The 26,452-nt window shown below is 34.5% G+C and carries 22 protein-coding genes; 5 read left to right on the top strand and 17 right to left on the bottom strand.

The features are described from left to right. Positions 1–48: 48 nt before the first annotated feature. From VFM92_RS13905 to VFM92_RS13830, 16 genes are all read right to left on the bottom strand, one after another. On the bottom strand, positions 49–321 hold the full coding sequence (locus tag VFM92_RS13905; protein WP_325122836.1) for a hypothetical protein: 273 nt from the start codon (positions 319–321) through the stop codon (positions 49–51). Between the two features lie 47 nt (positions 322–368). Next, positions 369–956, bottom strand: a complete 588-nt coding sequence (locus tag VFM92_RS13900; protein WP_325122835.1) for a DUF420 domain-containing protein — start codon at positions 954–956, stop codon at positions 369–371. After that, positions 957–1,592 carry a hypothetical protein gene (locus VFM92_RS13895; protein ID WP_325122834.1) on the bottom strand — a complete coding sequence of 212 codons (636 nt, stop codon included), beginning with the start codon at positions 1,590–1,592 and terminating at the stop codon, positions 957–959. Positions 1,593–1,654: 62 nt separating this feature from the next. After that, positions 1,655–1,981 (bottom strand): cytochrome C oxidase subunit IV family protein, encoded by a 327-nt coding sequence (locus VFM92_RS13890; RefSeq protein WP_325122833.1) that lies wholly within the window; start codon positions 1,979–1,981, stop codon positions 1,655–1,657. Between the two features lie 13 nt (positions 1,982–1,994). Next, a complete protein-coding gene (locus VFM92_RS13885; protein ID WP_325122832.1) occupies positions 1,995–2,741 on the bottom strand; it encodes a cytochrome c oxidase subunit 3 in 747 nt (248 codons plus the stop codon). 23 nt (positions 2,742–2,764) lie between these two features. Continuing rightward, positions 2,765–3,361 carry a cytochrome c oxidase subunit 3 gene (locus VFM92_RS13880; RefSeq protein ID WP_325122831.1) on the bottom strand — a complete coding sequence of 199 codons (597 nt, stop codon included), beginning with the start codon at positions 3,359–3,361 and terminating at the stop codon, positions 2,765–2,767. Between the two features lie 2 nt (positions 3,362–3,363). After that, the gene (gene cyoE, locus VFM92_RS13875) at positions 3,364–4,266 is read right to left on the bottom strand and encodes a heme o synthase (RefSeq protein ID WP_325122830.1); all 903 of its coding nucleotides are present in this window, start codon (positions 4,264–4,266) and stop codon (positions 3,364–3,366) included. Further along, entirely contained in the window at positions 4,253–5,353 is a 1,101-nt protein-coding gene (locus VFM92_RS13870) for a COX15/CtaA family protein (RefSeq protein WP_325122829.1), read from the bottom strand. Before VFM92_RS13870 ends, cyoE begins: the two co-directional genes overlap by 14 nt. Continuing rightward, positions 5,334–7,202: a cytochrome c oxidase subunit I gene (locus VFM92_RS13865; RefSeq protein ID WP_325122828.1), complete on the bottom strand. Its 1,869-nt coding sequence runs from the start codon at positions 7,200–7,202 to the stop codon at positions 5,334–5,336. Before VFM92_RS13865 ends, VFM92_RS13870 begins: the two co-directional genes overlap by 20 nt. Before the next feature lie 18 nt (positions 7,203–7,220). Then, the gene (locus VFM92_RS13860; RefSeq protein ID WP_325122827.1) at positions 7,221–8,267 is read right to left on the bottom strand and encodes a cytochrome c oxidase subunit II; all 1,047 of its coding nucleotides are present in this window, start codon (positions 8,265–8,267) and stop codon (positions 7,221–7,223) included. A 24-nt stretch (positions 8,268–8,291) separates the two neighbouring features. After that, positions 8,292–9,659, bottom strand: a complete 1,368-nt coding sequence (locus VFM92_RS13855) for a quinol:cytochrome C oxidoreductase (RefSeq protein WP_325122826.1) — start codon at positions 9,657–9,659, stop codon at positions 8,292–8,294. A 25-nt stretch (positions 9,660–9,684) separates the two neighbouring features. Next, entirely contained in the window at positions 9,685–10,329 is a 645-nt protein-coding gene (locus tag VFM92_RS13850; RefSeq protein WP_325122825.1) for a cytochrome c, read from the bottom strand. A gap of 13 nt (positions 10,330–10,342) precedes the next feature. Next, positions 10,343–10,867: a DUF3341 domain-containing protein gene (locus tag VFM92_RS13845; protein ID WP_325122824.1), complete on the bottom strand. Its 525-nt coding sequence runs from the start codon at positions 10,865–10,867 to the stop codon at positions 10,343–10,345. Between the two features lie 2 nt (positions 10,868–10,869). Beyond that, the gene (nrfD, locus tag VFM92_RS13840) at positions 10,870–12,243 is read right to left on the bottom strand and encodes an NrfD/PsrC family molybdoenzyme membrane anchor subunit (protein ID WP_325122823.1); all 1,374 of its coding nucleotides are present in this window, start codon (positions 12,241–12,243) and stop codon (positions 10,870–10,872) included. A gap of 18 nt (positions 12,244–12,261) precedes the next feature. Further along, positions 12,262–15,363 carry a TAT-variant-translocated molybdopterin oxidoreductase gene (locus VFM92_RS13835; protein WP_325122822.1) on the bottom strand — a complete coding sequence of 1,034 codons (3,102 nt, stop codon included), beginning with the start codon at positions 15,361–15,363 and terminating at the stop codon, positions 12,262–12,264. 34 nt (positions 15,364–15,397) lie between these two features. Further along, entirely contained in the window at positions 15,398–16,666 is a 1,269-nt protein-coding gene (locus tag VFM92_RS13830; RefSeq protein ID WP_325122821.1) for a c-type cytochrome, read from the bottom strand. Positions 16,667–17,208: 542 nt separating this feature from the next. Between VFM92_RS13830 and VFM92_RS13825 the strand changes: the two genes are divergently transcribed. Next, a complete protein-coding gene (locus tag VFM92_RS13825; RefSeq protein ID WP_325122820.1) occupies positions 17,209–18,159 on the top strand; it encodes an aldo/keto reductase in 951 nt (316 codons plus the stop codon). Positions 18,160–18,507: 348 nt separating this feature from the next. After that, complete coding sequence (locus VFM92_RS13820; protein ID WP_325122819.1) at positions 18,508–20,172, top strand: sodium:calcium symporter; 1,665 nt, start codon at positions 18,508–18,510, stop codon at positions 20,170–20,172. Positions 20,173–20,330: 158 nt separating this feature from the next. On the opposite strand, the gene VFM92_RS13815 is transcribed toward VFM92_RS13820, so the two are convergent. Beyond that, positions 20,331–20,609 carry a hypothetical protein gene (locus tag VFM92_RS13815; RefSeq protein ID WP_325122818.1) on the bottom strand — a complete coding sequence of 93 codons (279 nt, stop codon included), beginning with the start codon at positions 20,607–20,609 and terminating at the stop codon, positions 20,331–20,333. Between the two features lie 210 nt (positions 20,610–20,819). Between VFM92_RS13815 and VFM92_RS13810 the strand changes: the two genes are divergently transcribed. From VFM92_RS13810 to lptB, 3 genes are all read left to right on the top strand, one after another. Then, complete coding sequence (locus VFM92_RS13810; protein WP_325122817.1) at positions 20,820–23,876, top strand: CHAT domain-containing tetratricopeptide repeat protein; 3,057 nt, start codon at positions 20,820–20,822, stop codon at positions 23,874–23,876. 65 nt (positions 23,877–23,941) lie between these two features. Beyond that, the gene (recJ, locus tag VFM92_RS13805; RefSeq protein ID WP_325122816.1) at positions 23,942–25,651 is read left to right on the top strand and encodes a single-stranded-DNA-specific exonuclease RecJ; all 1,710 of its coding nucleotides are present in this window, start codon (positions 23,942–23,944) and stop codon (positions 25,649–25,651) included. 67 nt (positions 25,652–25,718) lie between these two features. Then, positions 25,719–26,450, top strand: coding sequence for an LPS export ABC transporter ATP-binding protein (gene lptB, locus VFM92_RS13800; protein ID WP_325122815.1), 732 nt, complete (start codon positions 25,719–25,721; stop codon positions 26,448–26,450). Positions 26,451–26,452 lie beyond the last annotated feature (2 nt).

Raw genomic sequence — 26,452 nt, 5'->3', positions numbered from 1 at the left:
TTTAAGTAATTAAATCGAAATAGCTTACAAGAACATTTTTGAAAAGAATTAGAAATTAGATTTTCTGGAGAGCAGTTCTTTAATATTAATTTTTTTATTCTGTTTTTTACTGTTTCTATACCACAGAAAGCCAATTACCATAACTACTAAATAAGGAGCCGCAAATAAATATAAAATACCAAAGTTAAGGGAACTTGCTATTCCTATCTCTCCATTATTAACATTATTCTCTACTGTGGCTCGACACATGGCACACTGTGCAACTACTTCACCGAAATTGAGGAAAATGAAAGCAAATACTGTTAGCAGAATCTTTTTCATTGAATTAATTTTAAAATAAAACCTAAAAAAGTGGAAATGAGTTCTAATTAATTAGGATAATATGGACTAATCATAATATAAACCACTACTCCTGAAATAGATACAAATAGCCAGATTGGAAACGTCCATTTCACAATCTTTTTATGCTTTTCTATCTTATCAGTAAGTGCATAATAGAAAGCAAAAAGAACAAAAGGAACAACAATAGCAGCAAAAATTATATGAGGTAATAAAATTCCATGATAAAAACCTCTCCAAAACATTAAACTGGAATTTTTTTCAGCCTCATCCAAAATACCATTTCTATCTATATCACCATAAATAGTAGAATCAGCAGAAGCATGATAAATCACATAACTTACCAAAAACAGACTACCTAAAGTAAAGGCAATAGACATCATGCTTTTATGAGCTTTAATATTCTTTTGTTTGATGAAATAATAGCCTAAAAGTAAAACTATCGTGGTAATTGAATTAAACGTTGCATTTAAATGCGGTAAGATATAAACCCAATCTCCTGCACCTTCTATTTTTTCTGGTGCAAAAATGAGAATAGCCACAACCACTGGTATTGCAATTGATAGCACCCAGATTAATTTTATATATGATTTTTGATTAGCGCTAACCTGTTCCATTTATTTATTACTTAATAAAACTCTTATTTCTAATATCAATCTGTCAACTTCTTTTGTTTCGTACCCATCATAATAACCTCTGATCTTATTTTCTTCGTCTAAAAGTACCAAAGTGTTTTCAATAGGAATAGTCTCTTCCGAAGGGTGTTTACCATCCCAAGCTTCTGTTGGAAATGCATAAAAACAATTCACAAAAACATCTTTATACTTTATAGGGTAAAGATAAGTATTTGTTCTTTCAGCTGGCAAAAAAGATGCAGTGCCTAATTGGTCGACTTTTTGGTCCACTATAGGCTGAAAACTTATTATAGTAATAGGTAATTCATCAAATGTATTAAGAATTCTATTTAATTCATTCTTTAAAGTCTGTATCTCAGAATCATGAGTATTTGGAAAATGAATTACCTTATAATCAGCTGTATAAGTATCTGATAGCTTAATCAAATCTTTAGTATCTATATCAATTAACTCTATATCCACTGCTGATATAGTTGAATCGCTACAAAACTTTTTTTCTTCATCCCCAAAAAATACTGGCAAGGCAAATTCATTTTGCCCAAAAGAGCGCAAAAATAAATATAGAATCACAGGTAAAGTTAAGGTAATTAGCAGAATTAGAATTTTTGACTTCTTCATAAACAAAAAAATCAGGCTGATTTAGACCAACCTGATTTAGTTAAAATTTCAAATGATTTGAATTAGTTTCTGATGTTAAATATTGCGGTACCTTCAACCATCAATGCTACTACTAACCATAAAATCAGTATAGTAGGTATCATGATAGACCATACTAAAGCTTTTTGTTCATGCTTTAAGTGCATAAATTCAGCAACTATATAAAAAGCCTTAACAACTGTTAAACCTAAGAAAATAGATACTAAAACAATACCTCTTGGTAATGTGAAAGCAAAAATAAACTCTATAATGGTGACTATCGCCAAAATAGCTGCTACCTTCCAAATTTTCTTTGTCTTTTCCTTATCTTCAGGAATTACCTGAACGTTATTAGTTTCTTCGTGTGACATATCTTTAATAAAGTTAAATCAAGTAAAAAAGTGTAAATACGAATACCCAAACCAAATCAACAAAGTGCCAATATAGTCCAGTTTTTTCAACCATTTCGTAATGACCTCTTTTTTCATAAGTACCTACTACTGCGTTGAAGAATATAATAAAGTTTATCACTACCCCACTAAATACGTGAAATCCGTGGAATCCTGTAATAAAAAAGAATAGGGAGGCAAACAATGGCGGCCCATATTGATTTTCTGTTAGGTTTGCACCGTATATGGTTTCACCCATTGCATTCACAGTCCCTTCAGCAGTTCCATGAATAAAGTGACTCCATTCCCATGCCTGACAAGCTAAGAAAGTTAATCCACCAATGATAGTCCAAAGCATCCATTTGATAACTCCCTTACGATCCATTCTATGCCCAGCCTCAACAGCTAAAACCATGGTAACACTACTTAATATTAATATAAAGGTCATTATACCTACGAAAATCAAAGGTGCATGAACCCCATGCAAAAATGGGACAGCCTCAAAAACCATTTCCGGAATTGGCCAGTATTCTGTACTGAATTCAAATTCAGAAACAGATCCTTGATAAGCAGGATGTGCGTATCGAATTAGACCGTAAGTTATTAATAGAGCTGAAAATGAAAATGCATCCGATAAAAGGAAGAACCACATCATCAGTTTTCCATAACTTGCATTCATGGGGGATACTCCACCTCCCCATTTGCTTGTGGTAGTAGTATCAATTTCTACAATAGTTGCCATAGATTTAACTGTTCAAAAAAGGATTAATGATTTAACAACAAAAATATAAATAAATATACCCAAAGTCCATCCAAAAAGTGCCAATATGTCGTACACATTTCCATTTTCACCATATTCTTAGAATGAACTTTATATTTAAAAGCCGAAAATAACATAATTAAAATAAATATCAGCCCAGAAACCAAATGAAATGCATGCAATCCTGAAATTACATATAAAAATGAGCCCGAAGGATTACCTACAAAATAAACATCTCTATCTACTAATGCTCCCCAAGCTTCATATTGACCAATAAAAAAGGCAATTGATAATAATGTTGTCAATATCATGAACAACTTAAGACTCTTGAAATTATCTTTTTTGGCAGCCAAATAAGCTAAATGCATCGTTACACTACTCGCTACCAAAATGATGGTATTATATAAAAAGATAGTTGGTAATTCAAATATCAACCAATTTCCTTCCGACTGACGCACAATATAAGCACTAGTAAGTGCTGCAAAAATCATCACTACTGTTACGATAAAAAGCCATAATGCAAACTTTAAAGGATGCATAGAAAGTATTTTTATACTGGGCTGTAATTGTTGTTGTTGATCTTTCTTTAGAGAAGTCTCCATAATTAAATTTTATCTAATAGATAAGCTACTTGTACTATTGGTAAGTATAAAAACGAACCAAACATTATCTTCAAAGCCGCTTCCTTACTACACTCTTTCATCAAGTAAAATGTTTGACTTAAAAAAAGCACCCCACAAATGGTAGCTACTAGCGCTGAATTAATTCCAGTTATACCAAATTGAGTAGGTAGTAACCCCAAAGGAATTAAAAACAAGGTGTAAATCATGATTTGAATAGCTGTATTCAAATCCTTTTTACCACCTGAGGGTAATAATTTAAATCCTGCTTTTTTATAATCCTCATCTGCAACCCAAGCAATCGCCCAAAAATGCGGAAACTGCCAAATAAATTGAATTCCAAAGATTATCCATGCTTCAATACTAAAACCATTGGTAGCGGCTACCCATCCTAAAAGAGGTGGTAAAGCGCCAGGAATTGCCCCAGCAAAAACAGCAATTGGTCCAACTCTTTTTAAAGGGGTATAAACGAAGCTGTACAAAATTAAAGATACTAATGATAATATTGTCGTTAAAAAGTTAGTATAGACTAATAGTAAACCCAAACCAGCAAGACCAGTGATTACAGCATAAATGGTAGCTTCTTGAATTGATATTCTACCCGTTGGTAATGGACGATTTTTAGTTCTATCCATTTTTTTATCCAATTCAACTTCTAAAATTTGATTGATGGTAACTGCAGAACCAGAAACCAAGAACCCACCTAATGAAAGAAAAGCCAAAACGTTATAGTTTAATCCGCCACCGCTAAATCCTAAGACGTACCCAAAAGCAGAAGAAAATGCTACTAAAAAGCTTAATCTAGGCTTTAATAATATGAATAGATTCCTAGCGTAACTAAAAATTAAGTCCGAAATAGTTAAATTTTGTGAATTAGGATATTGCATACTCCTTTTTAATTGTCTTTCCAGTAGTATATACTACTTGCAAAAATATATAAAATTGTGCCCCAAAAATCATACTGCCCAAAACCAAATGAATTGGTTGAGCCCAAAATGGTATAGCAAAATAAGCCATTATTGTACCTGAAAGAATTTCTAAAATTATAAGACTCATCAGAATTTTACCATTTCTAAAAATGATCTTCAACTCATCTTTTGCTTTATACAAAATGAACAAAAGATAAATGTGAATAATTGCAATCGCTATAGAAAAAGAACGATGAATATAAAATTCAATTCCCAAACCTTCAATCCAACTTCCTCTTAAGGCATCACCCAATCTGCTAGCCACTATATCTAGAGATTCCCTAACTTGAGTACCTAGAATAATTTGTACAAATATCAGAAGCATAGCAGCAACTAAAACAAAAGTGAGCTTCTTTTGTTCCTGAATTTCAAATTGTTTCTTGTCAGACTTACGATGAACCACAAAATATAAAGCAGTTAAAACTGCAAGAATCACCATTGCCAACATCATATGAATTGTTATTAACCATGAAAGCAAATTTGTGGAAACTACCACAGAACCAATCCATCCTTGAATAAGCACTAAGACCAATGATGAAAAAGCTAAAATAAATATTGGTTTAGATTGCTTTACATATTTTACTGAACCAATAACACATAATAGTATAAGAAAACCAACAACCGCACCTAGAAGCCTGTTTACATATTCTGTCCAGGTCTTAGAAGCATTAAAAGCTGCTTCTTCTTTTATTGATTCATCTTCTAAAATTGCTTTCCCAATTTCAGAATAACCAAACACATCTAAGTATTTAGCAAATTTGATATTCTTTTGATGTCTATATTCAGCGTAAAAGTTCTGATAATCATCAGGTAATTCTTCTACTGAAGTTGGTGGTATCCATTGTCCAAAACACTTAGGCCAGTCAGGACACCCCATACCAGAACCTGTACTTCTTACAATACCACCAGCAAGTATCAAAAGATAAACAGCTACTACCGTAACTGTTACTAAATTACGATAATAGCTGCTTATTTTAAATGATTTATTAGGAGTTTGATTTCGCATCAGCTGTTTTATCAACAACTTCTTTTCTTGCTAACTCAACTTCATGGTCTAAATTAGACTCAGGAGTTTGTGATAATGGAATATGCTGTGGAATGAAATCCTCCTTAGCACCAGGCTTACTGTAATCATAAGGCCATCTGTACACCTTAGGTATTTCCCCAGGCCAGTTCCCATGACCAGGTTCAATTGGCGTTGTCCATTCCAAGGTATTTGACCTCCAAGGGTTTTGAACTGCTCTCTTACCTCTATACATAGAATAGAAGAAATTAAATAAGAATATAAATTGAGCTGCAACAGTCACAAAAGCTGCAACTGAAACGAACATATTCAAATCAGTATAACCGCTAAATGCGTCAAAGTTAGTCCATGAATAATATCTTCTTGGGAAACCTGCAATACCGATGTAGTGCATAGGGAAGAAAATCATATAAACACCAATGAAAGTCATCCAGAAGTGAATATGTCCTAATTTTTCATCCATCATTCTTCCGAATATTTTAGGGAACCAGTGATAAACACCTGCCAATAATCCAAATACTGATAAACTACCCATTACCAAGTGGAAGTGAGCAACTACGAAATAAGTATCGTGTAATTGAATATCAATAACTGAGTTTCCTAAGAAAATACCAGTTAATCCACCTGAAATAAAGAATGATACCAAACCAATTGAGAACAATGTAGCTGGAGTAAATATGATGTTGCCTTTCCAAAGCGTAGTTAAGTAGTTGAAAACTTTAACTGCTGAAGGAATAGCAATAATTAAGGTTAAGAACATGAAAACTGAACCTAAGAAAGGATTCAATCCAGAAACGAACATGTGGTGAGCCCACACAACGAAAGAAAGGACTGTAATACCTAACATAGAGCCAATCATCGCTCTATACCCAAATATTGGTTTTCTTGAGTTGGTTGCAATAACTTCTGATGTAATACCCAAAGCTGGCAACAATACAATATATACTTCAGGGTGACCTAAGAACCAGAACAAATGCTGATACAAAATAGGACTACCACCCATATTTGGCAAGGCCTCCCCTCCAATGTAGATATCAGATAAGTAGAATGATGTACCAAAACTTCTATCGAACACTAACAATAAAGCTGCTGCAAACAATACTGGGAATGATAATAATCCAATAACAGCAGTTAAGAAGAATGCCCAAATAGTTAACGGTAATCTAGAAAAGGACATTCCTTCAGTTCTCAAATTGATAACTGTCGTAATGTAGTTAATACCTCCTAACAACATGGAAACAATAAAGAAGACCATTGCAACCAACCATAGGGTCATTCCTAAACCAGAACCAGCTATGGCCTGCGGTAATGCACTTAAAGGAGGATAAACTACCCACCCACCAGCAGCAGGCCCTGTTTCAATAAATATTGAAGTCATCATTACCACACTAGAGGCAAAAAAGAACCAGTATGATAACATGTTCATGAAACCAGACGCCATATCTCGTGCACCAATCTGCAATGGAATTAAATAGTTACTGAAAGTACCACTTAACCCTGCTGTTAAAACAAAGAATACCATGATAGTACCATGCATAGTTACTAAGGCAAGATAAAATTCAGGATCTAATTGACCAGTTTCAGTTATCCATCCTCCTAATAAAGGTCTTAGCCATTCCATTTGAATTTCCGGAAACCCTAATTGCAAACGGAATATCACAGACATTCCCACTCCAATTAGTCCCCACATAATACCAGTTATTAAGAACTGCTTACCAATCATTTTATGATCAGTAGTGAAAATGTATTTAGAAATAAAGCCTTGTTCGTGATCATGATGTTCATCATGATGAACGTCTTGACCTACATTTACTTCTGCCGTTGTTGACATAACTTTATGATTTATTTTTTAGTCTAACTCTATGTTATCAATTCCTGTTTTCAAAAGTGCTACTTCTTTTAAATCATCAGGAACCTTACTCAATAATTCAGGAGTATTAAGCACTATTGATTCTTGTTTAGCGTACCATTCTCTATACTCTTCAGGCTCCAATACAACTAAATTTTTAGCCATGGAATAATGACCTCTTCCACAAACTTCAGTACAAGCCAATTCATAATTGAATTCAGGATCGTTTAATTCCTCTCTCATTTCCTCTGTAGTTTTTGTGGCAGTAAAAGTAAATGAAGTAGGCATACCTGGAACAGCATCCATTTTTAATCTGAAGTGAGGTACAAATACACTATGCAATACATCTCTTGCTCTAATATTAAAGGTCACAGGTTCGCCTTTAGGAATCACTACTTCTTGATATTTAAAATCATCAAGTGCAGCTTTATCGCTAACATCAATACCAAACTCATTAATAGCACTAATATTTCTGTAATCAGTATTACCTAATTCTCCATCAGTTCCAGGATAACGAACACCCCAAGCAAATTGATAGCCCATGATTTCAATATTATTGGTGTTTTTTGGAGCAGGAGCAGTGATATCAGTCCAAACTCTCCAGCCAGTAAATACTAAAATTGCTAAAACTACTGCTGGAACAAAAGTCCAAATAACTTCTAGTTTATTATTTTCAGGGTAAAAAAGAGCTTTTGTATCTTCTTTGTATTGATATTTCCAAGAGAAATAAAATAACAAGATTTGAGTTAATACAAATACAACACCAGTTACTGCCATTGTGGTCCAAAATAAAAACTCGTATTCCGAACCATGTTCCGATGCAACTGGTAAGTTATAATTCTCAAATTCTTTGAAAGAATACCAGAAAAATAAGAATCCAGCCCCTACCAAAAATAGCATGAACATGGCTCCATTTATCTTATTAGAACTTGTAGCAATCTTATCAGAATCTCCTTTGGCAACGCCAATCAATGAGGAAATCCTAAAGATTAAGAACAAAATTGCTAGTAAAAGTACTATTCCTAAACCTATAGCTAAATTGAACATATATGATATTGTTACTTAATTAAATTAAAATACGTGATGATGTTCTGCTTCTTTAATCATTGGGTGATTTTTGGCTACTAATGGATACTTAGATAAAGCAGTTAAGGCTACAAATAAAAATACAACTCCAAAAATCATAGCCATTCCTATTTCAAGTAATCCAAATCCACCATTTTCTTTCATTACACCAGGCATAATCATTAAATAAAAATCAAACCAATGACCCATTAGAACAATGATCGTAACTATCTTCAAGAAAACTGTATGTCTTTTCGAATCTCTTGGCATGAAAACCAAGAATGGAAAGAAAAAGTTTAGAATAAGATTAACAAAAAATACAATACTGTAATGGTCGCTCGTAAGTCTTTCAATAAAGTAAATTGTCTCTTCAGGAATGTTTGAATAATAGATCAACAAGAACTGGGAGAACCAGATATAAGTCCAAAAAATTGAGAATGCAAAAACAAATTTACCTAGGTCATGTAATACTCCAGTATTTACAATTTTCAAATAACCTTTCTCTTTTAAAATAACAGTAATCAATGTTATTGCAGCTAAAGTAGTTACCCACCAGGAAGAAAAGACATACCACCCAAACATGGTGGAGAACCAGTGTGTATCAATTGATAATATCCAGTCCCAAGCTGAAGTGGAAGATGTTATGGCAAAGAAAACAATGAAACCTGCTGAGATACCTTTCAATTTATAATAATAATTAGCCCCACCAGTTAAATCCTCTTCCAAAGATTTTTGACGCATCCAACGAAACATTAAAAACCATACTACGAAATAAACGACTAATCTTGCCAAGAAAAAGGGAGTATTTAAATAACCACTTTTACCTGCAATAATAGAATCATAACGAGGGTCGTTTACATCATACAAATAATCATGTGTCCAATGAAATATATCATGTCCTCCGACTAAGAATATAAGTAGTGTCAAAATACCACCAATTGGTAACCAGCTTCCGAAAGACATTGGTATTCTGATTAAGGCAGCTGACCATCCTGCCTGAGATACATATTGAATAGCCACAAAGAATACACCTAAAAGTGCTAATCCTACGAAATACATATTGTTAATCCATAAATTAGCATAGATTCTTTTCAACCAAGTAGGATTACCAGCATGTTCACCATGCGCACCTGCTTCTTCATGTTCAGGACCTTCAAAATGATCTTGGTCAACATCTTCTGTTACATTCGCATCCTCTAGGTCTTGTATAATAACAGCAGCATCTTCCATATCTCCATCTCCTTCGATACTTTCGCTATGACTACTAGAAGCAGCGAAAAATGTACCTAGCCCAAATAACACAATGCCTATAATAGCTAAAATGGAAAGTGTCTTTTTTGCTTTTGCTGTAAATTGAAATTTTTCTTCAGCCATGATAAATTATCTTAAAACTGTTATATTAATCTTGTTTTTGTAAAGTTTGTACATATCGTACAATTTTCCATCTGTCTTCCTGTTGCACCTGCGAGCCGTGAGCACCCATTCTTCTGATACCGTGAGTAATCACGTGAAAAATATGACCTTCTGATAATCTAGAAGTAGCCCCAGAACTATATGAGGGAACACCCTGATAAACTTTGCCTACTAAAGCAGTTTCATCCATAGAACCACCACCATTTGCACCGTGACAATGAGTGCAATATTTGGTATATAATACTTTACCTTCCTCCAATATCTTATCAGTATCTGGTAAAGGATTTTTCATGATTCTTGCTGCCAATTCTATACTGTCCTTCGGTAATCTATAAGGAAGCATACCATTTTCATTTCTCGGAACAGTATTTTCAGCAGGAATTCGCATGTTCATGCCAAAAGGGTTATTTGGATTTGAACTGAAATACTCTCCATAGCCATTATCATCGGAATTAACCCATTCACCAGCATCTTCATCAGTAATCTGAATTAAAGGTTCGTAAGAAACAGCATGATACATATTAGGCGCATACTCCGTTCCTGTATCATTTACTCCTGCATCACAGGCACCAAATAACACAGTTACTAAGCCGAAGAATAAGATTTGAAATATTATATTTGTATTCATCATTTGATAATTCAACTTAAAATTTCTTTTCATTTATTTCCACAGCCCCAGAATCTTTCAATAAAGAACTTAATTCGTTAGTGGACTTTTTATTTTTTGCCAAATCAATAGCCATTACATGCTTATCATCAGTGCTTCGTATGTCAAAAGTAACTGGCTTAGCATATGGCTTCAAATTACTAATCACAAAAAATGTTGCAACCATGCCTAATGCTGACAAAAGTACCGTAACTTCAAAAACAACTGGTATAAATGAAGGAATAGCAATGTGGTCTTTTCCACCAATAATCATTGGCCAATCGATTCCCATCATATATATCATCATTAAGAATGCTAGACAAGTTCCAGTAATTCCAAACATAAAAGCAGCTATGGAAATTCTAGATCGCTTATAGCCCAATTCATCATCCAATCCATGCACAGGATAAGGAGTATAACATTCATGAATTTTTACATCGCTTCCACGGATTTTTTTGACTGCGCTTAAGAGCACTGATTCATCATCAAAAATCCCTACGATAAAGTTTTTACCGCTTTCCATAATTATTTTTTGTTTTCGATTTCACCTGAACTAGATTTCAATACTGATTTTATCTCTGCCATATTAATTACTGGGAAGAATTTAGCAAAAGAGAAGAACAGTGTAAAGAATAACCCAAAACTGAATAGATAGATACCCATATCATAAATTGTAGGGCTAAACATTGCCCAACTTGATGGTAGATAATCTCTATGTAGAGAGGTTACAATAATTACAAATCTTTCAAACCACATTCCAATGTTTACCACTATGGATAAAATGAAAGTCGCCCATAAACTTGTTCTAATTTTCTTGAACCAGAATAACTGAGGGGAAATCACATTACAAGTCATCATTGCCCAATATGCCCACCAATAAGGTCCTGTTGCTCTGTTTAAGAATGCATATTGTTCATATTGAACACCTGAATACCATGCCATGAATAACTCGGTTATGTAAGCAACACCTACTATTGAACCAGTTATCATGATGATAATGTTCATCAATTCAATATGGTTTATGGTTATATAATCTTCTAGGTTGTACACTTTTCTGGTTACCAACATCAAGGTTAGTACCATTGCAAAGCCTGAGAAAATAGCCCCTGCCACGAAATATGGAGGGAATATGGTAGTGTGCCAACCTGGAATCACGGAAGTTGCAAAGTCCATTGATACAATAGTATGTACAGAAAGTACTAAAGGAGTGGCTAGACCTGCTAATACCAATGAAACCGTTTCATATCGTTGCCATGTTTTCGCTGCTCCATCCCATCCAAAGCTTAATGCACCATAAATGGCTTTTGAAATCTTATTAGTTGCTCTATCTCTGATTGTAGCAAAATCAGGAATTAAACCTATAAACCAGAATACTAAGGAAACTGTAAAATAGGTAGAGATTGCAAAGAAATCCCACAATAATGGTGAATGGAAGTTAACCCATAAGGAACCCCAAGTATTTGGGATTGGAACAAACCAATAGAAACTTAACCAAGGTCTTCCTGTGTGAATTAATGGAAATAACAAAGCACAGATTACGGCAAAAATCGTCATCGCTTCAGCCGCTCTATTAATGGATGTTCTCCATTTCTGACGGAATAAAAGCAAAACAGCAGAAATCAAAGTTCCTGCGTGACCGATACCTACCCACCAAACAAAGTTGGTGATATCCCAAGCCCATCCTATAGTTTTGTTCAAGCCCCACATACCGATACCATCCCAAAGAGTGATAGCTAAGGCATAGCCTCCGGTGAATAATGCTCCTAAGGATAAGGCCATTGCAGCCATCCATTTTGGATTTGGTTTGGCTTCTACGTGCCTACAGATATCATGAGATACATCATGATAGGTTTTATTTCCTGTTACTAATACTTCTCTTACGGGTGAAGTGACTTCCATATTGCTACAGTTATTAAATTAAGCCTTAGTATTTACTTTATCTTTATTTCTGATTTTGGTCATGTACCAAACGTTTGGTGCTACTCGCAACTCTTCCAATACATGGTAAGCGCGTTCATTATTCACCTCTTTAATTGGTTCACTATCGCTCGCTTCTAATTTCAAGTATTTTGAAATTGAAGAGTTAGGATTATTCAAGTCTCCGAAGATAATCGCATCAGAAGGACAAGCTGAAGCACATGCAGTGTTCACATCTCTATCTTCCAATTCTCTTTTCTCTTTTTTAGCTTTCAATTTACCAGCTTGGATTCTTTGAACACACATAGAGCATTTTTCCATAACTCCACGAGAACGAACCGTTACATCTGGATTCAACACCATTTTACCAAGGGTATTATTCATAGACAAGTTTTTGTCAAAATTGCTATTGTCATGATATTTGAACCAGTTGAATCGTCTTACTTTATAAGGACAGTTGTTTGCACAATATCTTGTACCAACACATCTGTTATAAGTCATTTGGTTTAATCCTTCTGAACTGTGAGTAGTAGCCGCAACTGGACATACTGTTTCACAAGGTGCATTATTACAATGCTGACACATCATCGGTTGGAATGTAACCTCCGGATTTTCAGCAGCTACTTCTAACTCTTTGGATGTCTCTGCCCCTTGCTGTGAACTGTAGTAACGGTCAACACGCATCCACTGCATATCTCTTCTCATTACCACTTCTGCCTTACCAACAACCGGAATGTTATTTTCAGATTGACAAGCAATTGTACAAGCTGCACAACCAGTACATGAATTCAGGTCAATTGCTAATCCCCAATGATGATTGTTATATTTATGCCCATTCCAAAGTGTTAATTTAGATGGTTTAACTTTTCCTTTACTTGTTTCAATGTGAGGTTGGAAATCTCTCTCCCACCCTTTCTTTTTGTAATCCTCAAGTAATGCTTCCTGAATGATGGTCTCGCGTCCCATAAAAGTTTGGTGCGTTTGCGTTTGAGCTAATTGATAGCTTCCAGCTGTCCCATCTACACTAACACCTGATGTTAAAGCATAAGATCTAGTGCCATTAAGTTGAGTTAAAAATGGATATACATCAAATCCTACACCATTGGCAACCTTACCGGCCATATTTCTTCCGTAACCTAATGCAAGACCGATAGTATCAATTGCTTGACCTGGCTGAACCAATGCAGGAACCTCCATAGTCTTACCATTGATAGTTAAGTTGATCATTGAAGTCTTACCTTCAAAGATTTTAATCCCTAAGTCATTCGCCATTTTTTGTGAGATAGTTGCATAGTTATCCCATGTGGCTTTAGAAATTGGATCAGGTAATTCTTGCAACCATGGATTATTTGCGTGATGACCAGTTCCAATAGATACTTTTTGATAGAAAGTTACTTCTAAACCAGTATTGTTTGGCTTATAGTTTTTGTTGATTCTATTTGCAACAGCTGATAAATCTACATTTTGAACAGCTATATCACTACTTTCTACATTGTAGGTAAATACCCCATTATATAAAGTCTTATCCCAGAAAATATCAAATGTTGGTTCTTGACCACTAAAGTGTTCATCTTCCCAATTCTTTCTAAGGAAATTATAATATTCTTGTTTATCGCCTGACCAAGTCAAGAAACTGTCTTGAGCCTGACGAGTTTTGAACAATGGAGAAATAGTTGGCTGAGCTAAACTCAAATGACCTTTCTTAGGCTCAGCATCGTTCCACGATTCTAGGAAGTGATGATCTGGTGCTACATATTTCACTAAATGAGCTGTTTCATCATTTCTATCTGATGTAGAAACTGATAAAGAAATTTTTTCTAAAGCTGATTTTATCTCTTCTCCCATTCCTGTATCATAAACAGGATTAGCATTATAGAAAATAACCGCTTTGATATTTCCAGCATTTGCTTCCTTCACAAAATTGATGAATGAAGCATCATCTCCTTTTCTAGCATTTGAATGTTGATTCAAATCAATGGTAGTTCCATAGTTGTTCAACATGGAGTTGATACCATTTACCAATAATTGAATATCAGTATCATTTGAACCAGCAACCACTAATGATTTACCTCTATTTGAGGCTAAATCTCTTGCCGCATTTGTGATATTCGCTATCTCTACTTTATTTGTATTGATAGGAGCATTTCCAGTCATTTTAGCTACTTCATTATATAAAGCTGCCACTGCCAATCCTTCTTGAGAAGGTTTTACTGTTGTTCTATAATCAGCATTTGAACCCGTTAATGAAAGATAGGCTTCAAATTGATAGTGACGAGACATTGTTTTATCCTCGCTGCTTACTTTTCTGGTTTTGCTATATTGTTTTGTGTTTTCAATTGGAGAAATCCAAGTTCCTAGGAAGTCAGCACCAAAACTAACAATAGTATTTGCTTTACTAAAGTCATAAGAAGGAACTGCTTTTACACCAAACATTGATTCGTTGGCTGCCAACATACCATTTTGAGATACTGCATCGTACATGACGTGCTCAGTATTACCATACTTTTCAGCCATTTTGTTAATAGCTTTTAAAGTTGAAGGTGAAATAATGGTATTTGAAACAATTCTAATTTGACCTCCTTCAGCACTAATGGCTTGAAGTTGTTCTGTAACTTCTTTATCGATTGTATTCCAATCGGTGTTTTTGCCTTCCTTCAACGGACCTACTAATCGCTCCTGGTCATATAAGGAAAGCACGGATGCTTCAACTTGAGCGTTTACACCGCCTTGGGTAATCGCTGAGTTTTTATTTCCTTCTATCTTGATAGGTCTTCCTTCACGTGTTTTAACCACAATACTGGCATAATCACCACCTACTGAATAAGTAGAAGCATAATAATTAGGAATCCCTGGATCAACATCTACAGGCTTATTTAAATAAGGGATTGCTTTTCTAACAGGCGCTTCACAAGCAGCAAGGGATGCTGCAGCTACACCAAACCCCATCAATTTCAAGAAATCTCTTCTGGAAGTACTTCCATTAGACTCTTTACCCTCATTGATTGGTAAGTATTCAGGAAATTCTTTTTCTGCATTTTTAACAAATGAAGGATCATTTGTTAATTGTTCAGTTCCTTTCCAATATGTTTTTTGATTACTCATATCTATGATTAATGAAGTCGATTAAATATTTTAATTAATAATGACATTTTGCACATTCTAAACCACCTATATCCACTACTTTCAAGTCGCCACCATCATGCGCTTTGACTAAATCATCGTAATATGCATTTCCTTTTGTATTTACTTTGGTTTCTCTGTGGCAGTTTATACACCATCCCATCGTCAATGTACTCCATTGTTTCACAACTGCCATTTCCTCAATTGGACCATGACAGGTTTGACATTCAATTTCACCTACATTCACGTGCTGAGAATGGTTAAAATAAGCCAAATCAGGAAGGTTATGTACCCTTACCCACTCAATTGGTTTCACATTATCACCATACTCACCAGTTTCAGGATCGTAATCTATTGCTTTATATATTTTTGCTATTTCTTTTGATTCAGTTTTGATAGCTGAGTGACAGTTCATACAGATATTAGCTGAAGGAATATTTGCACTTTTAGAAATCATAACCCCAGTGTGACAATACTGACATTCAATTTCATACTGCCCTGCATGAATCTCATGAGAGAATGCAATAGGCTGTGTTGGCTGATATCCTTGCTGAACACCAACAGTATAAAGACCATCAATAACTGTTTTAGCTACAACGGCTGTAAATATTAAGATCACAAAGAATAAGAAGCCATTACTTCTCACCAATTTGCTAAGATCTAATTTTTGGTTTACAAATTCTTTGTCTCTCTCGTCAATATCTTCTTTTTGATTGATGAATTTGGTTAAGACCGTTACGATCAATACCAAAACCACCAAGATTAAGATAAGTACGATCACAAATCCAACAATGATCAGGGTTAGGTATTCCGATGGAATTCCTCCACCACCTGATCCTGCTTCAGTAGATGTTCCACCAGCATCAGCAGTAGCTTCTTGTGGTGGGTTTTCAGTTTGGTCTTTAATATAACCTAAAATATTTTTGATTTCTTCATCAGCGAAGTAATCAAAAGGAGGCATTACTGCCTTTCCATATTCATTATAAAGGTTAACTGCATATTCATCTCCACTTTGGATTACTTTTTGAGAATTTTTGATAAAATTCAATAACCATGGCAACTCTCTTCTTTCGTAAACGTTTTTGAGAGCAGGTCCAACCATTTTATTTTGGATCTGGTGACAAACAGCACAATTATTTTTAAATAGTTTTTCACCATTAGCAAGCGCTTCTTCACTTGTAGGCAATTCGCCATCCTGTGCAAAAGAGTTGTTGGGTAATGATAAAAAACTCACTAATAGGAATGCTATAAAAGATAAGCGAGTAATATACGTTTTCAAGGACATATTTATTTGTTCATTTAGCATCTGGGAACACCAATTATTAATTGGGTACAAATCTACTGCCCAAAGCCATTATTTCAAATACATTTGCAATACAAATTTGCCAATTTTATATTCCAATTCATGAAAAAGGGTTTAAACAACTGATATTTAGTTGTTTGTGCTATTTTTTTTATAAAATTCATGACTAATTTAGAAAAATTATAAATAGAGTTAGGATTGAACTATTTATACATCTAGTGGAATTTAACGGAATAATGCAATGAATTCACTGCTAAGTGTTGAAAAAAGCACTATCCATATTCCCTCACCAAATGCCACATCCTCAATCTTTCCCCCAAAGGAAAGGAAGATGAGATAGTAAGTGGCGTTGATTTTAGTAAGCGCCACTTGGCTGATTAATTGGATTTTGTAAGCAATAATAGCGCAGCCTAATAACTTTACCAGTGTATTTTCAGCAGATACTTAAAAAGGAGTTTTTACATTTTATTCAACATAATATATTCTTAGCAGTATAATAATGTAGACTAACCCTTAACATTTACATGAGAAAATTAACGTTTAGAAATGGAGATATTTTACCCGCTTTGGGTCTAGGAACTTGGAAATCAGAGCCTGGAGAAGTTTTTAAGGCAGTTTTGGAAGCTCTTAAAGTAGGGTATCGACATATCGATTGTGCCTACATTTATGGCAATGAGAAGGAAATAGGTGATGCACTCCAAAAAGCTTTTAAAGAGGATATTTGCACCCGTGAGGAAATCTTTATTACCTCAAAATTGTGGAATAATGCCCACTTACCAGTTGATGTAGAGCCTGCGCTTAAACAAACTTTAAAAGACTTACAGTTAGACTACTTAGACTTATATTTGATGCATTGGCCTGTAGCTCAAAAGCCTGAATCGGAATTTCCAAAATCAGGAGATGACTTTTTAGGGCCAGATCATGCTCCGATCCAAAAAACATGGGAAGCGATGGAAAAATTGGTGGGAAAAGGACTCACCAAGCATATAGGCGTAGCAAATTACAACATCGCTAATTTGAAAAAATTACGGGAAATTGCCTCCATTAAACCTGAGATGAACCAAGTAGAATTACATCCACGATTGGTTCAAGAGGAGTTAGTTGAATTCTGTAAAAAACATGATATTTTAATGACAGCCTATTCTCCACTTGGCTCAAAAGACCGGGCAAGTCAAATGAAAAAAGATGATGAACCCGATTTGTTTGAATTAGATGTCATCAAAAATATTGCGGATAAATATAGTAAAACTCCAGCGCAGATTTTGATAGCTTTTGCCTTAAATCGTGGCATTTCTGTTATTCCAAAATCAACCAATGCTGGTAGGATAAAACAAAATCTTGAAGCTGATGCTATTGATTTAAGCGCAGAGGAAGTAAAAGCCATCAGTAAAGAGGATAAAAATTATCGATTTGTTGATGGAAGCTTTTGGACACAGGAAGGATCTCCTTATACGATGGAAGATCTTTGGGGATAATAATTAAGAATTAGGAATTGTTTAATTACGAATTCTAATAGCAGAACGTCATACCTGAAAATTAAGACTTAATTTTTCAAAAGTCTTAATTTAGCCGGCATCTCTTACTAATTACCACCATTAGATTTCGGACAATTAGAACAGCCAATGGAAAAAGATTTCACTGGCTGTTTTTTTTTTCAAAGCTGAAATATTATGTTCATTTACCTCCAAATGAAGTATAATAATCTGCCGAAAAACAATTTCAAAATATATTTAAAATAAATAGTTTAGCAGTTGTGAATATGACAATTATATATCATAAATTCCGCATTATTTCGAGCATGTAATCTACATGACCATTAAATTATGACTATAAAAAATGAGGCTTGGGGCAGCCGTTTAGGCTTAATTCTAGCCATGGCTGGTAATTCTGTAGGACTGGGTAATTTTTTAAGGTTTCCTGTTCAAGCTGTTCAAAACGGTGGCGGGACTTTTATTATACCTTATCTCGTATGTTTTATTCTAATGGGTGTACCATTATTGTGGATTGAATGGTCCATGGGTCGATTTGGAGGCAAAAAAGGACATCACTCTACTCCTTTTATCCTCAGTAGCATGAGTAAAGGCTCCCTTTGGAAATACATTGGGGTTTTTGGTATTTTCACTAACATAGCCGTAGCCGCATATTATTGTTACATTGAATCCTGGACACTTTCCTATGCTTTCCATAGTATAAAAGGCACTTTTGTAGGACTTTCTCAGTCGGAAGTAGCCCAATACTTTGGGAACTATATTAATATGTCTACTTCCTTTTTGGGCATACCTAACGAAGCAATTTTTTTCTTCGTCATTTGTATTCTCATTAATACCTACATATTAAGTAAAGGTCTGGCAGGTATAGAAAAAGTAGCTAAGATTATGATGCCTTTACTCATACTCTTTGGTATTTTCTTGGCTGTTCGCGGTTTAACTTTAGGCACTAGCATGGCATCAGACCAGTTTCCATTGGCTAATGCCTGGGATGGCCTTAATTATTTGTGGACACCTGAGTATGATTCGCTTTTAAAACCAGGCGTGTGGTTAGCAGCTGCAGGACAGATATTCTTTACCCTATCCGTGGGAATGGGAACTATCCATTGTTATGCTGCTTATTTGGATAGCCGAGATGATATTGCACTTAATGCCGCTACTGCTGGTTTCACCAATGAGTTTGTGGAAGTAGTGTTAGGTAGTTTGATCGTAATTCCAATTGCTGCAGGTTATTTTGGTTTGGATTGGGTAAAAGAAAATATAAGTTTCGGAGTAGCTTTTCAATCTATGCCCTTCCTTTTCGGACAATGGGGTGATTTATTGGCTGCACTAGCAGGTGTATTCTGGTTTGGATTATTATTTTTTGCGGGTATTACTTCTTCTCTGGCCATGGGTACACCGTGGATGGGCTTTATGCGTGATGAATTTGGATGGGGAAAAATCAAAGGAGCAGTTTCCTTTGGTACCTTAACCTTGCTACTCGGTTTACCATGTGTTTTATTCTATCAATATGGCTTTTTCGACCAATATGACTATTGGGCCGGAACAGTATCGCTCGTAATATTTGCCTTGGCAGAAACCATTCTTTTCGCATGGGTTTTTGGTATGAAAAAAGGCTGGAAAGAAATTAATGATGGCGCAGACATTGTCATTCCTGGCTTTTTCAAATGGGTTATAAAATTTGTAACACCTTTATTGCTAATCAGTGTATTTTTAGGCGCACTATTCACTCCTGAAAATAACAATTGGACTGAGGCTTTTGCACAATTATCTTCAGGAGAAGGTTGGCCATTGGACAATAGCTCTCTGATTTTGCAATTAAATAACACAGGTTTAAAAGAAAGCCTTGCTTTGGCTACTGATGCCTCAGAAAAGGAACTATTGAGCCAACAAATATTTTACGCTAATATGGCCAGAGGAATATTACTGCTTTTATTCGCGGCAATCAGTTCACTGGTTTATGTGGCATACAGAAAACGAAGAAAATCATCCACACTATGAATACGGAACCTTTAATTATTATGCTGGTAGTACAGCTTTCAGTAACTGCTGTTATGATTTACTGCTTTAGAAAAGTATTGAAGAAAAGTTGACATATATTATGAATGTGCTAATTACGAGTTAGGCAATCATGAAATAAACAGCTCATTTCCGTTGTCCTAGCTACTGCTTTTTACAATAAATCCATCAATATAAGAAATGGAATATTCATTATTATTCCAGCTATCTCCGTACGTATCATAAGCTTCAAAGCGATAACTAACTCCTGTTGATAGACATAATGTATCTCTTTCAATATTTATACCTAAAAATCCTGCGGTAGTAGATGCTACTAAAGAATCATTATCGACTATATATAATTCCCATAATACTTCTTCCTGAAAACTGCCTAGTGGATTTACCTCAATAACAACCTGTGTATCAAATATCTTACACATTGCTTTTGCGTTGCTACTAATGAAAATACTCATTAGCATTGTTAATAAAATATACCTCATTTTTTTCTTCTTAGTTGAAATAATTACTAATTTAAATCCTATATGAAGTATCTACAAAAGAAAATAAATTATTACATGAATCCTAATTATTACTTTTTTATTACTATTTAATTGTGCTAACTTTAATTTCTGAACGAATAAAGAAGAATTATGAAAAAGACAATTATCCTGATCTTGCTTTCCCAAATTTGTATTTTTCAATTCCTAACCGCTCAGGACGGTAATTCGAAGCTCTTTAATGAAATAGAAACTGCATTCAATTCAGAGGATTTTGAAAGAATTATCGCTAATAAAGGTGAAATCCTTAATCATGCTGAGGTATATGGTGACACCACATCAGCTGAAATGTTATATTTCTTAGGTGATGCATACTTAGTTTATGATAGCTTGGAATCAGCATTAGTTATTATGCAAAAAGAAGTGGATTTGAGAAAAAAGATCCCCTCTACAGACCCAATTTTGATTGCGGATGCGATTTATAATTTAGCTTACATTCAGCAACTTGCAGATAATTTTAGTCAAGCAAAAGTTAATATAACCGAAGCTGCAGAGCTTTATAAAAACAATTTAGGAATCAGTAGCCCTGCTTATGTAGAAAGCCGTATAGAACTTGCAAAAATCCATGGAGTATTGGGAGAGCACAAAACGGCAATGGATATACTTGAAAATTTGTTGAAAATTGATTTCGTTTTAGAGCAATACCAACATGTAGTCAATAAAGAGTTAGGAATGGCTTATTTTGATATTGGTTACTATTCTAAGTCGGAAGATATCTTAAAGGACAATTTAATTTTTATTGAAGAAAATTTTGGAAAACAAAGTATTGATTATGCAGAAGCATTAGTGACTCTTGCAATTCCTTATTATTACCGCTCCCAATATTCTGATGCAGAATTATTATATACTCAAGCACTGGATATAATTAATAAAATTTCAGGAAATGAATTATTGGAAGAGAATACCAAAAATAATTTAGCCCTGCTATATTGGAAAATCGGCTTATACGAAGAGTCAGTTAATATTTTTCAAGAAATTTTAGACAAGGAAGAAACGCTAAATAATGCCATTACATTTAATAATTACGCACAGAATTTGATCGAAATTGGAGAACAAGATTCTGCGCTTTATTATTTTGATAAATCACTGAAGGTTATAAAATCTCAATTAGGAGTAGAAAGCGAACTTTACATACGTGTATTAAAAGAAAAAGCATTAGCACTAAACAAGGCAAATGACATAGAGAATTATTATAAACTAATGAATGAAAGTTTTTTAGCTTCACAAAAGATTTTGGATAAAAGTAATCCCGAATATTCTAAATATGAACTGAAATGGGGTATAGCCAATTTCAGAATGAATAATATCAAACAGGCTGAGAAACATATTAATTCTGCTCATCAACTACGAACCAAATATCTCAATAAAAAGCATCCACTTTATGCAGAAACGAGTAAGGAGTTGGCAGAATTAACTTGGTTTAAAGACGATCCTAAAAAGGCAAAAAACTACTTTAAAGAAACATTTGATAATTATTTCGCTCAAATTGAAGCATATTTTCCAGCATTAAGCGAGCAACAAAAAGCCAATTTTTATACTCACACTTTACGTTCCACATTTGAAGAATTTAATTCATTTGCAATTGCTTATAAAGACCAAGATGCTGCACTTTTAGGTGATATGTACGATTATCAATTGGCCACCAAGGGCCTTATTATGTATGCAACGGCCAAAGCTAGAAAAGATATTTTGGCTAGTGATAATGAAAAATTAAAACAGCAATACAAAAACTGGATTAGCACGAAAGAATTAATCTCTCAGCTATATTCTATGTCAGAGGAAGAATTAAAGCAACAAGATTTAAAATTAGATTCTTTAATTGAATATTCTTCAGTTTTAGAAAAAGAGTTAAGCAGGGCATCATCTGAGTTTGAAGAAGCTTATGCAGCCAAAAACTATAACTGGAAGGATGTTCAAGCAAAGCTGAAAGACAATGAGGCGGCAATTGAAATGATCAGATTTAGAGAATTTACACCTGATAGCAGTGGATTATTCAAAAATAAAATTAATTATGCTGCACTTTTAATCGATAAAAAATCAAAATATCCTGAGTTAATTTTATTTGAAAATGGTTTTGAATTAGAAAACAAATACATTAAAAACTATAAAAATGCTATTCGCTTTAAGGTGCAAGATAAATATAGTTACGACTTCTATTGGAAACCCATTGCAGCAAAAACAAAAAAGTATGATAAATTGTACTTTTCACCAGATGGAATTTATAATCAAATCAGTATAAATGTACTCTTCAATAATGAAACCGATAAATTCGTTTTAGAAGAACAAAACATACAGTTGCTGACCAATACAAAAGATTTAATAGCTTATCGCGAGGGAAAACCGACTTCTAATTTAGCCTCCGCACCTACATTATTTGGCTTCCCAAATTATAATAAAGGAATAATCGAAGAAGGGATAAATGACAATGGCTCGGCTAGCGATATTGTTGAAAATGCAAGTTTAAATAGAGGATTAAGAGGTAGTTTACAAAGATATATAAGAGGTAATTCATTAGTTACAGCACTCCCAGGAACAAAAGAAGAGGTAAACAAAATAGAAACCTTGTATGAAAACAGTGACTTATCTCAACCCAAAACATATTTGGCAAACGAGGCTGATGAAACACAAATAAAAAGCGTTCAAAACCCAAGAGTACTTCATATTGCAACTCATGGGTTCTTTTTGGAAGATAATCAAGTGAACAACAGTGAGGAAGAAGATAAATACAGTGAAAATCCTTTATTAAAATCCGGCTTAATTATGGCAGGGGCAAATTCTTTTATTACTACAGGATTAAGTCAAGGAACCAGACAAGATGGTATTTTAACTGCTTATGAAGCCATGAATATGAATTTGACTAATACGGAACTTGTAGTGCTTTCCGCTTGCGAGACTGGTTTGGGTGAATTAAAAAATGGCGAAGGGGTTTACGGATTAAGAAGAGCTTTTCAAGTTGCTGGAGCAGAAGCAATTATCATGAGTTTATGGTCTGTAGATGATGAAGCAACGCAAGAGTTAATGACTGCCTTTTATGAAAATTGGATTGGCGGAAAAGACAAATTATCTGCTTTCAACGATGCTCAAAAAACAATTAAAGATAAATATAAAGCTCCATTCTATTGGGGTGCTTTCGTAATGGTAGGAGAATAAAACTATTTATAAAATCATTTTACAGAAGGCTTCGGATTTATTCGAAGCCTTTTTATTTTTGTGACATGCCGAAAGAAAAAAAATGGATTTTAGCTGAAGAACCTAACTCCAAAAAGGTTGATGAATTAAGCCAGGCTATAAATATTAATTCTGTTTTATCTAAAATTTTGGTTGGCAGAGGAATCAACAATTATGACGAAGCGAAATCTTTCTTCCGCCCTTCTATAGAAGATTGTCATGATCCATTTCTAATGAAAGATATGCCACAGGCAGTCGATAGATTGATTAATGCAATTGAAAATAAAGAATTCATTTTGGTATATGGCGACTACGATGTAGATGGCTCCACATCAGTAGCTATGATGTATAGCTTTTTAAAAAATTATTGCAGCAATCTATTTTATTACATTCCCGATCGATATCTCGAAGGCTACGGCATTTCCATGCAAGGAATTGATTATGCAAACGAACATAATTGCAGTCTTATCATTTCATTAGATTGTGGTATCAAAGCAGAGGATCAAGTGGATTATGCCAATTCATTAGATATTGATTTTATCATCTGTGACCATCACAATCCCGGTGAAAAGCTACCAAAAGCCGTTGCCATACTAGACCCAAAACGAAAAGATTGCGATTATCCTTTTAAAGAATTATCAGGCTGTGGTGTTGGTTTTAAATTCATTCAGGCATTCTGCATTCAAAAAGAAATTCCTGAGCATCATGCCTTTGAATTATTAGATTTAGTTGCCATTAGCATCGCAGCGGATATAGTTGCAGTTACGGGTGAAAACAGAACGCTGGCTTTCTACGGTCTGGAAAAAATAAATTTTAATCCACGACCAGGGATAAAAGCATTACTACAGGCATCGGGCTTAAAAGATAAAATCACTATTTCTAACTTAGTTTTTCAGTTAGGACCCAGAATTAATGCCGCAGGAAGAATTGACCACGCGCATTTGGCTGTGAAATTATTAACCGCTGTCCATGAGGATGAAGCAACCATAATAGCCGAAAATATTTCCAATAAAAATAATACCCGCAAAGATTTCGATCAAAACATCACTACTCAGGCCTTATCTGCAATTGAGGAAAATGAAAAATTATTGACGGCAAACAGTACAGTACTATATAATAAAAACTGGCATAAAGGCGTAATAGGAATTGTGGCTTCCAGATGTATTGAGCAATATTATCGACCAACTATCATTTTAACAGAATCTAACGGAAAGGCGACCGGATCTGCTCGTTCAGTTGAGGGTTTTGACCTATATTCTGCAATAGAATCATGTAAGGAACACTTAGATCAGTTTGGCGGTCACATGCATGCTGCAGGTCTAACGCTCTCAATTGATAAAATCCCTGATTTTTCAGCTGCTTTTGAGCAAATCGTAAAAACAAACATTACCGAAGACCAGCTTATTCCAAAAGTAAAAATTGATAGTTATATTTCTTTAGACCAAATTACCGATAAATTTTATGCTATTTTAAGTCAGATGGATCCTTTCGGACCAGGCAATATGCAGCCCGTTTTCGCAGCAAAAGATTTGACCATTATAGGAGAACCTTTAATTCTAAAAGAAAAACATCTAAAACTAAGCGTAAAAGATAAAGCTGGAACTCAAAAACTTTCAGCGATAGGATTTGGAATGGCAGAATATAAAGACCTACTTACCAATTCAAATACTTTTGAATTGGCATTCACGATTCAAGAAAATCACTTTAATGGCGTAAAATCTTTACAGCTTTATCTGAAAGATATCCGCATTGATTGATTATTTTCGTTAATTTGCTAATTAGGTATGTTTGTTGCTAACAGACTCCCAAACAATCAATACAAAAATGATATTAAAAGCAGAAAATCTAGTCAAGACGTATTCTAAAAGAACCGTAGTCGATCATATTTCACTAAGTGTAGAACAAGGCGAAATTGTTGGTCTTTTAGGCCCGAATGGAGCAGGAAAAACCACATCTTTTTACATGATAGTTGGTTTGGTAAAACCTAATTCAGGTCAAATATATCTAGATGACCAAAATATCACAAAGCTGCCAATGTACAAAAGAGCTAAAAAAGGCGTAGGATATTTGGCACAGGAGGCTTCTGTTTTCAGATCGCTCACGGTTGAAGAAAACCTGATGGCCGTTTTAGAAATGAGAAAAATCAGCCAAGCAGCAAGAAAAGAAAAAATGGAAAGTCTTTTAGACGAATTCAGTTTGAACCATGTAAGAAAAAATAAAGGAATGGTGTTGTCTGGTGGGGAAAGAAGAAGAACAGAAATTGCAAGAGCACTAGCGATGGATCCAGCTTTTATTTTGTTAGATGAACCTTTTGCAGGCGTTGACCCTATCGCTGTGGAAGAAATTCAAACAATTGTAGGCAAGTTGAAACAAAAAAATATTGGGATTCTTATTACTGACCACAATGTAAATGAGACTTTATCTATTACTGACAGAGCTTATTTAATGTTCGAAGGAAAGTTATTGAAGGCAGGAACTGCTGAAGATTTAGCCAATGACGAACAAGTAAGAAGAGTTTATTTAGGTAAACATTTCGAATTAAAGCGAAAATTATAATC

The organism is Marivirga sp. (assembly GCF_035704835.1).
Taxonomy (GTDB): Bacteria; Bacteroidota; Bacteroidia; order Cytophagales; family Cyclobacteriaceae; genus Marivirga.
This window is presented reverse-complemented; position numbering and strand designations above follow the sequence as displayed.

Coding starts and splice junctions, on each gene's coding strand:
- VFM92_RS13905 (WP_325122836.1), bottom strand. CDS start 321: ATGAAAAAGATTCTGCTAACAGTATTTGCTTTCATTTTCCTCAATTTC.
- VFM92_RS13900 (WP_325122835.1), bottom strand. CDS start 956: ATGGAACAGGTTAGCGCTAATCAAAAATCATATATAAAATTAATCTGG.
- VFM92_RS13895 (WP_325122834.1), bottom strand. CDS start 1,592: ATGAAGAAGTCAAAAATTCTAATTCTGCTAATTACCTTAACTTTACCT.
- VFM92_RS13890 (WP_325122833.1), bottom strand. CDS start 1,981: ATGTCACACGAAGAAACTAATAACGTTCAGGTAATTCCTGAAGATAAG.
- VFM92_RS13885 (WP_325122832.1), bottom strand. CDS start 2,741: ATGGCAACTATTGTAGAAATTGATACTACTACCACAAGCAAATGGGGA.
- VFM92_RS13880 (WP_325122831.1), bottom strand. CDS start 3,361: ATGGAGACTTCTCTAAAGAAAGATCAACAACAACAATTACAGCCCAGT.
- cyoE (WP_325122830.1), bottom strand. CDS start 4,266: ATGCAATATCCTAATTCACAAAATTTAACTATTTCGGACTTAATTTTT.
- VFM92_RS13870 (WP_325122829.1), bottom strand. CDS start 5,353: ATGCGAAATCAAACTCCTAATAAATCATTTAAAATAAGCAGCTATTAT.
- VFM92_RS13865 (WP_325122828.1), bottom strand. CDS start 7,202: ATGTCAACAACGGCAGAAGTAAATGTAGGTCAAGACGTTCATCATGAT.
- VFM92_RS13860 (WP_325122827.1), bottom strand. CDS start 8,267: ATGTTCAATTTAGCTATAGGTTTAGGAATAGTACTTTTACTAGCAATT.
- VFM92_RS13855 (WP_325122826.1), bottom strand. CDS start 9,659: ATGGCTGAAGAAAAATTTCAATTTACAGCAAAAGCAAAAAAGACACTT.
- VFM92_RS13850 (WP_325122825.1), bottom strand. CDS start 10,329: ATGATGAATACAAATATAATATTTCAAATCTTATTCTTCGGCTTAGTA.
- VFM92_RS13845 (WP_325122824.1), bottom strand. CDS start 10,867: ATGGAAAGCGGTAAAAACTTTATCGTAGGGATTTTTGATGATGAATCA.
- nrfD (WP_325122823.1), bottom strand. CDS start 12,243: ATGGAAGTCACTTCACCCGTAAGAGAAGTATTAGTAACAGGAAATAAA.
- VFM92_RS13835 (WP_325122822.1), bottom strand. CDS start 15,363: ATGAGTAATCAAAAAACATATTGGAAAGGAACTGAACAATTAACAAAT.
- VFM92_RS13830 (WP_325122821.1), bottom strand. CDS start 16,666: ATGTCCTTGAAAACGTATATTACTCGCTTATCTTTTATAGCATTCCTA.
- VFM92_RS13825 (WP_325122820.1), top strand. CDS start 17,209: ATGAGAAAATTAACGTTTAGAAATGGAGATATTTTACCCGCTTTGGGT.
- VFM92_RS13820 (WP_325122819.1), top strand. CDS start 18,508: ATGACTATAAAAAATGAGGCTTGGGGCAGCCGTTTAGGCTTAATTCTA.
- VFM92_RS13815 (WP_325122818.1), bottom strand. CDS start 20,609: ATGTGTAAGATATTTGATACACAGGTTGTTATTGAGGTAAATCCACTA.
- VFM92_RS13810 (WP_325122817.1), top strand. CDS start 20,820: ATGAAAAAGACAATTATCCTGATCTTGCTTTCCCAAATTTGTATTTTT.
- recJ (WP_325122816.1), top strand. CDS start 23,942: ATGCCGAAAGAAAAAAAATGGATTTTAGCTGAAGAACCTAACTCCAAA.
- lptB (WP_325122815.1), top strand. CDS start 25,719: ATGATATTAAAAGCAGAAAATCTAGTCAAGACGTATTCTAAAAGAACC.